At 62.2% G+C, this 12,738-nt stretch carries 11 protein-coding genes and 1 tRNA gene; 5 read left to right on the top strand and 7 right to left on the bottom strand.

Features of this window, described 5'->3' with window-relative positions:
* Positions 1 to 89: 89 nt before the first annotated feature.
* A complete protein-coding gene (locus HMPREF3172_RS07715) occupies positions 90 to 1,568 on the top strand; it encodes an MFS transporter (RefSeq protein WP_070516591.1) in 1,479 nt (492 codons plus the stop codon).
* A 101-nt stretch (positions 1,569 to 1,669) separates the two neighbouring features.
* A complete protein-coding gene (locus HMPREF3172_RS07710; protein ID WP_062021578.1) occupies positions 1,670 to 2,914 on the top strand; it encodes an EAL domain-containing protein in 1,245 nt (414 codons plus the stop codon).
* 99 nt (positions 2,915 to 3,013) lie between these two features.
* Here HMPREF3172_RS07710 and HMPREF3172_RS07705 read toward each other — a convergent pair whose 3' ends face one another.
* A complete protein-coding gene (locus HMPREF3172_RS07705; RefSeq protein ID WP_019175350.1) occupies positions 3,014 to 3,511 on the bottom strand; it encodes a DUF3145 domain-containing protein in 498 nt (165 codons plus the stop codon).
* Positions 3,512 to 3,647: 136 nt separating this feature from the next.
* Here HMPREF3172_RS07705 and HMPREF3172_RS07700 point away from each other — a divergent pair.
* A tRNA-Ile gene (locus HMPREF3172_RS07700) sits at positions 3,648 to 3,721 on the top strand.
* Positions 3,722 to 3,835: 114 nt separating this feature from the next.
* On the opposite strand, the gene fabF is transcribed toward HMPREF3172_RS07700, so the two are convergent.
* From fabF to aceE, 6 genes are all read right to left on the bottom strand, one after another.
* Positions 3,836 to 5,089 carry a beta-ketoacyl-ACP synthase II gene (fabF, locus tag HMPREF3172_RS07695; protein ID WP_070516589.1) on the bottom strand — a complete coding sequence of 418 codons (1,254 nt, stop codon included), beginning with the start codon at positions 5,087 to 5,089 and terminating at the stop codon, positions 3,836 to 3,838.
* Between the two features lie 66 nt (positions 5,090 to 5,155).
* Entirely contained in the window at positions 5,156 to 5,407 is a 252-nt protein-coding gene (locus HMPREF3172_RS07690) for an acyl carrier protein (protein WP_019175348.1), read from the bottom strand.
* Positions 5,408 to 5,524: 117 nt separating this feature from the next.
* Entirely contained in the window at positions 5,525 to 6,526 is a 1,002-nt protein-coding gene (locus HMPREF3172_RS07685) for a beta-ketoacyl-ACP synthase III (protein WP_070516587.1), read from the bottom strand.
* A 13-nt stretch (positions 6,527 to 6,539) separates the two neighbouring features.
* Positions 6,540 to 7,451: an ACP S-malonyltransferase gene (locus tag HMPREF3172_RS07680; protein WP_070516584.1), complete on the bottom strand. Its 912-nt coding sequence runs from the start codon at positions 7,449 to 7,451 to the stop codon at positions 6,540 to 6,542.
* Between the two features lie 53 nt (positions 7,452 to 7,504).
* Entirely contained in the window at positions 7,505 to 8,713 is a 1,209-nt protein-coding gene (locus HMPREF3172_RS07675) for a PucR family transcriptional regulator (protein WP_070423759.1), read from the bottom strand.
* Positions 8,714 to 8,826: 113 nt separating this feature from the next.
* Positions 8,827 to 11,586 carry a pyruvate dehydrogenase (acetyl-transferring), homodimeric type gene (gene aceE / locus HMPREF3172_RS07670; RefSeq protein ID WP_061942708.1) on the bottom strand — a complete coding sequence of 920 codons (2,760 nt, stop codon included), beginning with the start codon at positions 11,584 to 11,586 and terminating at the stop codon, positions 8,827 to 8,829.
* Between the two features lie 197 nt (positions 11,587 to 11,783).
* Between aceE and HMPREF3172_RS07665 the strand changes: the two genes are divergently transcribed.
* Entirely contained in the window at positions 11,784 to 12,224 is a 441-nt protein-coding gene (locus HMPREF3172_RS07665) for a DUF3052 domain-containing protein (protein ID WP_061942710.1), read from the top strand.
* Positions 12,224 to 12,712 carry a redoxin domain-containing protein gene (locus HMPREF3172_RS07660; RefSeq protein WP_070516582.1) on the top strand — a complete coding sequence of 163 codons (489 nt, stop codon included), beginning with the start codon at positions 12,224 to 12,226 and terminating at the stop codon, positions 12,710 to 12,712. The genes HMPREF3172_RS07665 and HMPREF3172_RS07660 overlap by 1 nt, the downstream gene beginning before the upstream one ends.
* The last annotated feature ends 26 nt before the right edge of the window (positions 12,713 to 12,738 follow it).

Below are 12,738 nucleotides of genomic sequence, written 5' to 3'. Positions count from 1 at the left end.
AAAACTGAGTTCCACCTCGGGAACCGGTTTCCATCTGACTACCGAAGGCAGCAGATCCTCCTGCTGAATGACGAAAGGCGGCGCACAGGGTGAGTTCCGGAAAGCTGACACAGCAGCAGAGGCAGATTCTGTTGGTAGTGCTCATTCCGGTGTTCATGTCGCTGCTGAGCGTGTCGATCGTCAACGTCGTCCTGCCGGGCATAGGCCGGGATCTTGACGCGCCGTCATCGGCTCTTCAGTGGGTACTGTCGGGCTACACGCTGTCTTTCGGCGTGCTTCTGGTTGCAGCCGGGCGTGCTGGAGACGTGTATGGGCGCGGTCGCCTGTTCGTCATCGGTTCGATCCTGTTCGGCGCAGCGTCGCTGCTTGCCGGAGTGGCACCGAACGACATCGTGCTCAACCTTGCCCGCGTCCTCATGGGCTTTGGATCCGGACTGCTGAATCCGCAGACCGTCGGCATCATCCAACAGTATTTCTCCGGCCCTGAACGCGGCCGCGCATTCGGCTACTTCGGTTCGACGGTCGGCATTTCGGTGGCGATCGGTCCTGTGCTCGGCGGGGTCTTCATGGCTGCTTTCGGTGACGGCTGGGGCTGGCGTGCGTCCTTCCTCATCAACGTTCCCTTCGCGCTCATCGGGGCTTTTGCAGCGTTTCGCCTGTTCCCGGCGAGTGCGTGGACGAGCGCTGCTGACACAGCCGAGACTGACGGTCGTGGAAAGTCCCGCGCCGACATGGACCCGGTCGGAACAGTTCTCTTCGCGCTGGCGATCCTGCTGATCATGCTGCCCTTCATGGAGCGCGCACTCGGTGCCTGGGTGTTCTCGCTCGTGTTTGTGGGTATTGCACTCATCGGCGTTTGGGTTGCCTGGGAGAAGCGCTATAAGGCCCGCGGGCGCGAACCGATGGTTGATCTCAGCCTCTTCCGGATCCCGAGCTTCGCCAACGGCTCACTGCTCATCGGCCTGTATTTCATGGGCACGACCAGCATCTGGGTTGTGTCTGCGGTGTTCCTGCAGGGCGGTCACGATTTCACCGCGCTGCAGGCTGGTCTTATTGGACTTCCGGGAGCACTCGGAACCATCGGGACCTCTGCCTGGGCCGGCCGCAGGGTCTTCGCCTACGGTCGACGCCTGGTTCTCTGGGGCATGGTGATCGCCATTGTGTGCGTTGCCGGCTCGATCGGTGTTGTTCTGCTTGCTCAGGCGGGGCTCGTGAGCATCTGGTGGCTTATGCTCCCGCTGTCTGTTCTGGGCACGGCACAGGGCGTCATCGTCAGTCCCAACCAGACTCTCACCCTGCTCGAGGTGCCGGTCCGGGATTCCGGAGCCGCCGGCGGGGTGCTCCAGACTGGGCAGAGGGTCGGTACGGCAGTGGGCATCGCCGCCATCACCGGAACCCTGTTCGCGGTCCAGGCGACTGCAGGCTGGGACGCTGCGTTCATCACTGCTTTCACCGTCATCGGCGTCATCATGAGTGCGGCCGCCGCGGTGGCCGTCTGGGATGTGATCGTTTCGGGCCGCCGGGGCGGCAGTCAGCCTCCGGGCCGCCAGACCGTATCTTCCAGCTGAACCCTGTGCGAAGTTTGCGCGCACGTGACGGTTTTCTGACCGCGGCAGCCTGTGTGTGAGACACTGGCAGCGCCCGCAAAAGGAAAAGGGGAGTAGCGCCAGTGACACACGATGCCAACGCCATCGGAGGTCCGGACCTCGAAGAGCTTGTGCGCTCCGGGGGAGTGCGTTCGCTGTTTTCTCCAGTCGTTGATGTCATTACCGGCATGGACGCCGGGTACCGCGTCAGACACAGTGCAGACACCGACGGAGCACCGATCAGCCCCCAAGATCTGCGACGGGCCGTCCGCGATTCGCACATGGTGGGGGACATCGATTCGTCCATCCGCGAACAGACTCTTCGGGATGCCGAAGCCGCGGGTCTTGAATCCCACACGCGACTGTTTGTGAACGCTGAACCGGAATCGCTCGTCACTCTTGAAGACCGCACGGATCGCGACGCTCGGATCATCCTGCAGCTCGACCCGTTGAGCATCGCCGCTCAGCCGGGGTCAGTGCTGCGTTCAGTGCGCTCCGCCCGCCAGCTGGGCTGGTCGATGGGGATATCGGGCGTCGGGCTCGACCTTGCTACAACGGCTTATCTGCCGCTGGTCAATCCCGCGGTGGTGGCTCTCCACCCGGGTGTGCTCAAAATAGAAGACAAAGAACACCTGGCTAAGCTCAATATGCTCTTGCGAGCCCACGTTGAACGCACCGGGGCGGTCGTTGTTGCCGAGGGTGTTGATTCCGAGGACGACCTCATCATGGTGAATGCGCTTGGTGCGCGGTTCGCCACGGGGGAACTGTACGCCGAGCCTACGGAAAAGCCGAACCCGGTGACCATCCCTCCCGAAGATGCGCTGTCTGGGCACTACACCCGCAACAAACAGATTCAGGGTACGCCCTATTCAATCGCGCTGGGGCTGCAGACTGATCCGCTGGTCGTCGACTACGACTTCATGATCGAGCACATGGTGCAGCTGCTGCAGCGGGCGTCCTCGGCGGGATCTTCAGCGCTCGTCGTCGGTGTGTTCGGCGAAGAAGAAAAGTTGCCCGACAAGGTCGAACAGGTGTATCGGTCTGTTGGCAGGACTGCGGGGCTTGCTGCGGTCCTATCGGGTGGTTTCGAAGAATCGCCGATGCCGAGTGTCCGGTCTGGACCGGTTGACCATTCCGATGCGCTGCGCGACGAATACGCGGTCATCGTTGTCGGGCCGGACTGGTCGAGCATGGTCAGTGCGCACCGCCGCAACGAGCTGGGCTCGGACGGTCGCCGCGAATTCGACCTGTTCATTACGACCGAGCGCTACACCAGCGTCGACGCCGCGCGGTCAGTTCTTTCCCGCATTCGCCTGCAGAAGCGCTGAAGACCAAGAACACTTCGGTTGCAAAGACCGCCCGGTTCCGTTGGCCAAGAGGCAAAGCCAACGGAACCGGGCGGAGTGGTGCTCGGTGGAGCGTTTAATTCAGACTGCGCGGGAAAGCCAGCGAATCGGTGCGCCTTCTCCGGCGCGACGGAAAGCTTCGAGCTCGTCATCCCAGGCCTGGCCCAGGGCGAGGGACATTTCGGCCTGCATGCGCTCGGAGTCTCCGGCGGAGCGTGCCATGACAGCGCGGATGATGTCCTCGCCGACGACAATGTTGCCGTGGACGTCGGTCAGCGCATGGAAAATGCCTAGGTCCGGTGTATGGCTCCACCGTGCGCCGTCGAATCCCGGGGACGCTTCCTCGGTGACTTCGTAGCGAACATTGGCCCAGCCTTTGAGAGCAGACGCGATCTTAGCGCCTGACCCAGCCGGGGCTGCCCAGCAGACTTCTGCCCGCAGCAGACCGGGAGCTGCCGGCTGCGGTGACCAGTCAAACTTTGCTTGGGCACCAATAGCACCGCCTGCGGCCCATTCAATGTGAGGGCACAGCGCACGCGGTGCAGAGTGGACGAACAGTACGCCCTGAGTGTTATTCACTTTGCCTCCTTGATCGTTCCGAAAACGTCTTCCCCACGAATCGAAACGCCAAGAGGTTCCTAGCCATGATAGTGCAAAACGCTAAGAAGAGAAATACCGTCCCGGTGTGCGCACTGCTATGCTGTCGATGTTCTGACCCCCTGTAGCTCAGCTGGTTAGAGCAGGGGACTCATAATCCCTTGGTCGCCGGTTCAAGTCCGGCCGGGGGGACTCTCATTCAGCCATCAGAGCCGCTGACCGCGCGTCGGCTTAGGTCCTGTGGCAGAAACAATTCGGGGTGGGTATCGCAACGATACCCACCCCGAAACAGTCAGCTGCTGAAGATCAGACGCTCTTGAAAAGTACGACGGCGTTGTGACCGCCGAAGCCGAACGAGTTCGACAGTGCGGCGATCGAACCGTCGGGCAGTTCTGCCGGCTTATCGCGGACGATGTTGAGATCGATCTTCGGATCGACATTCTCAATGTTGATCGTCGGCGGGGCCACGCGGTTGTGCAGAGCCAGGACGGTGAAGATCGCTTCAACAGCGCCCGCACCGCCGAGCAGGTGGCCGGTCATGGACTTCGTGCCGGTCACCAGAGCATCGTGTGTGTGCTCGCCGAGCAGTGCGTTGATAGCCAGGGATTCCGGCACATCGCCGACCGGCGTCGAGGTTGCGTGGGCATTGATGTGCTTGATGTCCTCAGGCTTGACCCCGGCGCATTCGAGCGCCTGGCGCATGGCCCGCAGGGCGTACTTGCCTTCGGGTTCGTTGGCGGTGATGTGGTGCGCGTCGTTGGTGACGCCCCAGCCGCCGAGCTCCGCATAGATCTTCGCGCCGCGCGCTTCTGCGTGCTCCTTGGTTTCCAGCACGAGAGCGCCAGCGCCTTCGCCCATGACAAAGCCGTCACGGTCGACGTCGTAGGGACGCGATGCGGTTTCAGGCGAATCGGTACGGCGCGAAAGGGCGCGCATCGATGAGAAGGCCGACATTGTGAACGGGTGAATGGCGCTTTCTGAACCGCCTGCAATCACGACGTCAGCGCGGCCGGACCTGAGCACGTCAAAGGCGTGGCCAATGCTTTCGGTGGACGAAGCGCACGCGGAGACAACCGTCTGCACACCTGCGTGGGCGTGGTATTCCATGCCGATGGCAGCGGCGGGGCCGTTGGGCATGAGCATGGGGACGGTCAGCGGCATAACGCGGCGGGAGCCCTCTTCGCGCAGAGTGTCCCAGCCGTTGAGCAGGCTCCAGACGCCTCCGATGCCCGTGGCCCACGAAACGGCGAGTCGATCAGCATCGACTTCGGCGCCCTCTTCGCTGAAGCCGGCATCAGCCATAGCCTCTTTGGCGGAGATCAGTGCGAACTGGCTGGAGGGATCAAGGCGCTTGGCCTGGACTCGTGTGAGCTTGTCTTCGACAACTGCCGGATCGACGGCAGCCGCAAAGTTGACAGGGATGTCGTATTTTCCCTGCCAGTCGTTGTCGAGTGCTTTGACACCGGATGTGCCGGCGAGAGCTGATTCCCAGGTTTTTTCGGCGGTGCCTCCCAGAGGGGTGACAGCGCCGATGCCGGTGACGACAACTGTGGAAGTCATGTGGTTACCTCGTCGAATCTTGGGGGTAAGCCGCCGAGCTCGTGTGAGCCCGGCGGCTTAGGGAGATCAGGCCTGCTGAGCCTTCACGATGTAGTCAACAGCGTTCTGGACGGTTTCCAGGTCCTTGACGTCATCGTCGGGGATCTTGACGTCGAACTTCTTCTCAGCGTTGACGACGATGGTCATCATCGAGATCGAGTCGATGTCGAGGTCATCGGTGAACGACTTCTGCGGTTCAACAGCGTCGACGGCGAGGCCGGTTTCTTCGTTGACGATTTCTGCGAGTCCTGCAAGGACTTCTGCTTCGGTGTTAGCCATAGTTTCCTCTTTCTCTTTGACTGCTTGCAGTCGTGTGACATTGATTCGACGAATGCCCGAATCGATATTACGTCAGGAGGCGCGCTGTGTCCCGTGACTCAGCGGTCTCCAAGTCAATCAGGGGAGCTGCACTACCTGGGCTCCGTACACCAGGCCGGCGCCGAAGCCTATCTGCAGGGACAGGCCGCCGGACAGCTCCGGGTTTTCCTTCAGCAGGCGGTGGGTTGCCAGCGGAATGGACGCCGATGATGTGTTGCCGTTCTCTGCAATGTCTCGGCCGATCACGACGGAGTCGGGAACGCCGAGCTGCTTTGCCAGGTTGTCGATGATCCGCATGTTCGCCTGGTGCGGCACGAATGCGGCGAGGTCGGAAGCCCGAACGCCGGCGGCATCGAGCGCCTCCTTGGCGATCTCGACCATGTCGTAGACGGCCCAGCGGAAAACAGACGGTCCGTCTTGGCGCAGTGTGGGGAATCCAACTTCGCGGTCGTCCCGGTATTCGAAGAACGATGCGTGCATTTTGATCGTGTCCCACTTCTGCGGGTTTGATCCGATAACCGACTGTGAAATGCCGGGCGTGTCGGAAGACTGCACGACGGCAGCTCCCGCACCGTCTCCGAGGATGAAGGAAATCGACCGGTCTGTCGGGTCGATCCAGTCGGAGAGCTTCTCAGCGCCGACCACGAGGACGTTGTCGGCCATGCCCGAGCGCACGACAGCGTCGGCCTGGGCGATGCCGTAGCAGTATCCTGCGCACGCGGCTGAAATATCCCAGGCGGGGATCGGGCCGGTGCCCAGTTCAGCTGCGAGTTTCGCTGCCGCTGACGGGGTCGGGTAGGGGAAGGTTACGGTCGCGATGATGATCGCGCCAATGTCTTCGGGCCTCAGCCCCGCGTTCGCGATTGCCTCCTTGGCCGCCTCCAGGGACATGTCGATGAGGCTCGTATCTTTGTCGGCGCGGCGGCGCGTGACGATGCCGGTGCGCTGCTGAATCCATTCGTCAGACGAATCGATGGGGCCGACGATGTCGTTGTTGTGTACGACGACGTTCGATCGACCGGCTCCGATGCCGGCGATGCGGGAATATCCCTGCGGGGTCGCGGTCTTGAGAGTTGCCACGTTGATCCCTTTCTTAGGCGTGGGCGGTGACGAAGGCGCGTGCTTCGTCAAGCTGATCGGCCGATGTCAAAGCGAAGGTCTCAACGCCCTTCATGCCGCGTCGGGCAATTCCGGTCAGCGTTCCACCGGGTAGGAGTTCGAGCAGGCCAGTGACCCCGGCTTCCACGAGAGTCTGCTGGCACAGGTCCCATCGGACGGGCGAGGTGACCTGCGAAACCAGGGACTGGACGTACTCGCGGCCGTTTTCGACCGGACGGCCGTCGCGGTTCGACAGGATCGACACGGTCGGGTCGTTTGGGTTGAGCGAATCGGCCAGTTCCTGCAGTTCAGGCTGTGCCGATGCCATGAAGTCGGTGTGGAATGCACCGGCCACCTGCAGTGGGATGACGCGGGTGCGCTCCGGAGGGTTGTCCTTGAGCTTGTCGATGTTCTCAAGGGCGCCGGCGGCGACGATCTGTCCGCCGCCGTTGACGTTGGCCGGCTGAAGGCCCGCAGCCTCAATTGCCGCGAGGACGTCATCCTGGACTCCGCCGATGACAGCAGCCATGCCCGTGGGCACGGCCTTGGAAGCCTGGGCCATGCCCCGGGAGCGGACGCCGACGAAGTTCATGGCGTCAGAATCGGTGAGAATGCCCGCGAGTGCGGCGGCGCCGATTTCACCCACCGAGTGTCCCGCGTAGAAGCTGGGTGCGGTGTCGCCGAGGACTTCGCGTGCCGAGGCGATTGCGGATGCAACAAGGAGCGGCTGCGCAATAGCGGTGTCCTTGATGGTTTCGTCATCCGATGTGGTGCCGTGGGCAATGAGGTCAAGGCCGACCGCTTCGGAAGCGCTGGCGATCGTCTGCTTAAAGCCGTCGATCTCCATAAAAGGCGTGAGGAATCCGGACTTCTGGGCGCCCTGACCCGGGCAGGCAACAACTAGCAAAGCTCTCCAACTTTCTCGACTGGGCAATGACGATAGTGTATTTGGCTGAAACCTCAGCGTGAATTGTCGTGGGCGTACAACTGCCCTGCGCTGTGCAGGTGGCCATACACCAAAGCGATCCGTATGACGAAGCCCGACCGCGCTTCGGTCGGATCTATCCCAAGAGCTTCTGTGAGCTTCTTGAGTCGATAGCGGACGGTGTTCGGGTGAACATCCAGGGCCCGTGCGGTTGTTTCCAGTGCACCGCCGTATTCGAGATAGGCGGCGGCGGTTGCCAGAAGCTGGCCGGACCCTGTTGCCAGGGGTTCGTAGTAGGAAGTCACAAGGGCGCGCACGGCGCTGCGGTCACCTGCCATGGCGCGTTCGGGAAGAAGATCATCGGCAAAGACGGGACGGGGAGTGTCGGGCCGGGCGCGTGCTGTGCGCAGACCCCACACGGCCGCAGATGCGCTCGTACCCGCTTCGGCGAACGAACTGACCTCCGGGCCGATGACGATGTCCGACGGTCCGAAGAACGGCGATAGGTCCTCAGCGGCAGCTTCGATGTCAGCCACACCGCCAAGCACAATGAGCAGACGGTCGGAATGGACGCCGACCAGCGCGTCTTCGGCCCATTTCTTAGCCGTTGCGCGCACTTCTTCAATCGAGGCGCGGTCTTTGCGGCGCGGCGCGCGTCCCATGATGACGCGAATGGAGCCCTCAGAGTTCCAGCCGTAGGCGGCGGTGCGGCTGGCCAGTTCGTCAACGGAATCGCCGCGAACGAGAGCGTCGATGACCATCGCTTCGAGTCGAGCGTCCCAGCTGCCCCGCGCCTCGGCGGCGCGTGCATACACATCGGCGGCGGCAAAGGCGATTTCGCGCGAATAGATGAGCACCGCCTCGCGCAGTTCGGCCTGTTCGCCAGCGCGCGCAAGATCGCTCACCCGCTCTTCGACCACTTCGACGACTACGCGCAGCAGCTGCAGAGTCTGCTGCAGCGAAACCGACCGGACGAGTTCCTTCGGTGCGGATTTGAAGATGTCGTTGATGACCCGCAGGTGCCGGGTGGGATTGCGATACCACTCGATGAATGACGAAATTCCCGAGTTCGCAAGTACTACGACCCAGCCTTTGTCAGCTGAGGACAGCTGGGAGAACCAGCGCAGGCGTCCCTCAATGCGCTTCAGCGTCAGGTTCGACAGCGTGCGCTGACCGGCCTCGAGGCGGCGAATCGTGTCAGCGCGATCAGCGGTCTTCGCGCCAGGTGCTTCATGGTCGGGCATGAGCACAACAATAGCGCCAAAACGACAAAAGTCTTGTATTTGATACACAAAAGGGGCCGGGGAGTGGCCCCGGCCCCTTCTGCGGCGGAATCACTGCCGCGCGGCTGTGCTCATCAGGCGTCGCCGCCGGTGGTGCCCGATACACCCTTGCGCGGGTCGTCGAGTCCATACTTCTTAGCGGCCTCCGCAGCCTTCGACATGTCGATCTCGCCGGTGTCTGCCAGGCTGATGAGGGCCTGAACGACAACCGAGTGAGCGTCGATGAGGAAGTAACGGCGGGCTGCCGGACGCGTGTCGGAGATCGCGTAGCCGTCAGCTCCGAGGCTCGTGAAGTGGTTCGGCACGTACTGGCGGATCATGTCCGGAACGGTCCTGGTGAAGTCGCTCGTGGCGATGACCGGACCTTCCGAGCCCAGCAGCTTCTGCGTGACGAAGGGGACCCGGTGTTCAGCCTTCGGATCGAGCAGACGAGCGTCGTCGGCTTCCAGGCCGTCACGGCGCAGCTCCTGCCACGAGGTGACAGACCACACGTCCGCGCTGACTCCCCAGTCCTTCTCCAGGATCTCCTGGGCCTCGAGGATCCACGGCACACCAACGCCGGAGGCCATGAGCTGAACCTTCGGGCCTTCGGTCTTGTTGCCGTCCTTGAGCTTGTACAGACCCTTGATGATGCCCTCGGTGTCGAGGTTTTCCGGTGCCTTCGGCTGGACCATCGGTTCGTTGTACATCGTGATGTAGTACATGACGTCCGGATCCTGGCGCGGATCTTCGGGGTCGTACATCCGGTGCAGACCATCGCGGACGATGGTCGCGATCTCGTAGGCGTAGGCCGGGTCGTAGGACACGATTGACGGGAAGGTCGACGACAGGACGTGCGAGTGTCCATCGCCGTGCTGCAGACCCTCACCGGTCAGGGTGGTGCGACCTGCTGTTGCGCCGAGGATGAATCCGCGTGCCATCTGGTCGCTGGCCGCCCAGAACTGGTCGCCCGAACGCTGGAATCCGAACATCGAGTAGAAGATGTAGAACGGAATCATCGGTTCGCCGTGCGTGGCGTAGCTGGTGCCCGCGGCCGTCAGAGCGGTTGTCGAACCGGATTCGTTGATGCCCATGTGCAGCAGCTGGCCGTCGGTCGCTTCCTTGTAGGACAGGAAGAGGTCACGGTCGACCGAAATGTAGTTCTGGCCGTGCGGGTTGTAGATCTTCTTCGTGGGGAAGAAGGAGTCCATGCCGAAGGTGCGGGCTTCGTCAGGAATGATCGGCACGACGCGCTTGCCGAACTCCTTGTCGCGCATGAGGTCCTTGAGGATGCGGACAAACGCCATGGTCGAGGCGATTTCCTGCTTGCCGGAGCCGCGCATGCCAGGTTCGAAGACCTTGTCGTCAGGCAGTTTGATGTCGACGTACTTCGAGCGGCGTTCGGGTGTGAAGCCGCCGAGTTCGCGACGGCGGTCGAGGAGGTACTTGATCTCCGGTGCGTCCTCACCGGGATGGTAGTACGGCGGAAGTTCCGGGTTCTCTTCGAGTTGCTTGTCGGAGATCGGGATGGAGAAGTGGTCGCGAGCGGCCTTGAGGTCTTCGAGCGCCATCGTCTTCATCTGGTGGGTCGCGTTGCGGGCCTCGAAGTGAGGTCCGAGCGAGTAGCCCTTAACGGTCTTGACGAGGATGACGGTCGGCTGGCCGGTGTGCTCAAGCGCTGCCTTGTACGCCGCGTACACCTTGCGGTAGTCGTGGCCGCCGCGCTTGAGGTTCCAGATCTGCTGGTCGGTGTAGTCCTCGACCATGGCCTTCGTGCGGGGGTCGCGACCGAAGAAGTTGTCGCGGACAAATCCACCGGACTCGCCCTTGTAGGTCTGGTAGTCGCCGTCCGGGGTGGCGTTCATCAGGTTGACCAGGGCGCCGTCGCGGTCCTTGGCCAGCAGCGGGTCCCACTCGCGGCCCCAGATGACCTTGATGACGTTCCAACCGGCACCTCGGAACCAGGATTCGAGTTCCTGGATGATCTTGCCGTTGCCGCGGACCGGGCCGTCGAGGCGCTGCAGGTTGCAGTTGATGACGAAGGTCAGGTTGTCGAGCTCTTCGTAGGCGGCGTACTGGAGCATGCCGCGTGCTTCGGGCTCGTCCATTTCGCCGTCGCCGAGGAAAGCCCAGGTGTGCTGCTGGCTGGTGTCCTTGATGCCGCGGTTGTGCAGGTAGCGGTCGAACTGCGCCTGCGAAATGGCGGCCTGGGGGCCGATGCCCATGGAGACCGTGGGGTGCTCCCAGAAGTCCGGCATCTGCCGCGGGTGCGGGTAGGAGGGCAGACCGAAGGGCTTGCCGTTGACGTAGTGGGAGGACTGCTGGCGGAAGCCGTCCATCTGCTCGGCAGTGAGCCGGCCTTCGAGGAAGGCGCGTGCGTACATACCGGGGGAAGCGTGACCCTGGTAGAAGATGTGGTCGCCGCCGCCGGGGTGGTCCTTGCCGCGGAAGAAGTGGTTGAGACCGACTTCGTAGAGAGTTGCGGCTGAGGCGTAGGTCGAAATGTGGCCGCCGACTCCGATGCCCTCGCGCTGTGCGCGCTGAACCTGTACAGCAGCGTTCCAACGGATCCACCTGCGGTAGCGACGTTCGACTTCTTCGTCACCGGGGAACCACGGTTCGTCTTCAGCGCCGATGGTGTTGACGTAGTCAGTGGCTGTCAGGCTGGGGACGCCGATTCGCTGCTGGCGCGCACGCTGGATGAGGTTGAGCATGATGTAGCGAGCGCGGGCGGTGCCGGCCTCTTCGACCAGCGCATCAAGGGAGTCGATCCAGTCCTGCGTCTCCTGTGGGTCGATGTCCGGGACATTCGCGGGGAGACCATTGAGGATGGGGCCCTTGTTCTTGTTGTCCAAAGCAATTCCTCTCGCGTTTAAGGGACTTCGGATATGTGTCTAGGCTATTGCACATCGAGCCCGGGTGGTGCCGAACTTGATGTGAAATGCTCCACCCTTATGGACGCAGATTGTGCAAAATGGCCAATTTCGCTGTTTTTGTCGGGGTGTCGGCCCGGTGATTGGCTAAACGGGGCGTTTCTGGTGAGAATAAAGCCATGAGTACAACTCCCTCAGGAAGGACGCTCGATTCCGCTCAGGCAGCACAGGTTGCTAACCCCCTGTCTCTGTCGAGCGGACAGTATGTTCAGGAAATCGGCTACGACGACGACGTTGATTTCCAGCTGCGCGACGACATCGCGGCAGTTACCGGCGAAGAGATGATTGACGGCGACGTTGACGATGTTTTCGACGTGATCGTCATGTGGTGGCGCAGCGATGACGACGACCTGACAGACGGCATCGTCGACGCGCAGACAACACTGAAGGACGGCGGTGTTGTGTGGCTTCTGACCCCGAAGGCCGGTCGTCCGGGACACATTGATCCCGTCGACATCAACGATGCCGCTCCCGTGGCCGGTATGCACGTGACGAAAACGGTCCGTGCGGCGGCTGACTGGTCGGCCGTGTGCTTGATGAGCAAAAAGAACTTCGACTGATGACTGTGGAAACTGGTGCCGTCGGACCCCAGGTGGGTGCGGCGGCACCTTCGTTTTGTCTGCCTTCCCATTTTGGTGAGGCGCTTTCCCTGGACGAGTGCAGGCGCCGGGCCGACGCTGATCGCGTTCTCGCGGTCTTCTTTCCCTTTGCCTTCTCGCCCGTGTGCGGTTCCGAAATGCGTGAGCTTGCCGGAATGTATGAGGGTCTGCTTTCCGGCGGCACAGAGGTCGTCGCTGTTTCCTGCGATCCCAAGTACACGCTGGCTGCGTGGGCGCAGGAACTCGGGCTGCCCTTTGTTCTTCTGTCTGACTTCTGGCCCCACGGTGCAGCCGCGAGGGCCTTTGGGGCTTTCGATGAGCAGCGCGGCTTTGCACGCCGACTGACCTTTCTTCTGGATGGCGAGGGTGTTGTGGTCGATACGGAGCACTCTTTGACTGGCAGCAAGCGCGACTTCAGTCGCTTCCTCAATCCTGCTGAGAGCTTCTGAGCCTGCTTCGCTGCCGCCTGAGCGGA

This window comes from Brevibacterium sp. HMSC08F02 (assembly GCF_001807555.1).
Taxonomy (GTDB): domain Bacteria; phylum Actinomycetota; class Actinomycetes; order Actinomycetales; family Brevibacteriaceae; genus Brevibacterium; species Brevibacterium ravenspurgense.
This window is presented reverse-complemented; position numbering and strand designations above follow the sequence as displayed.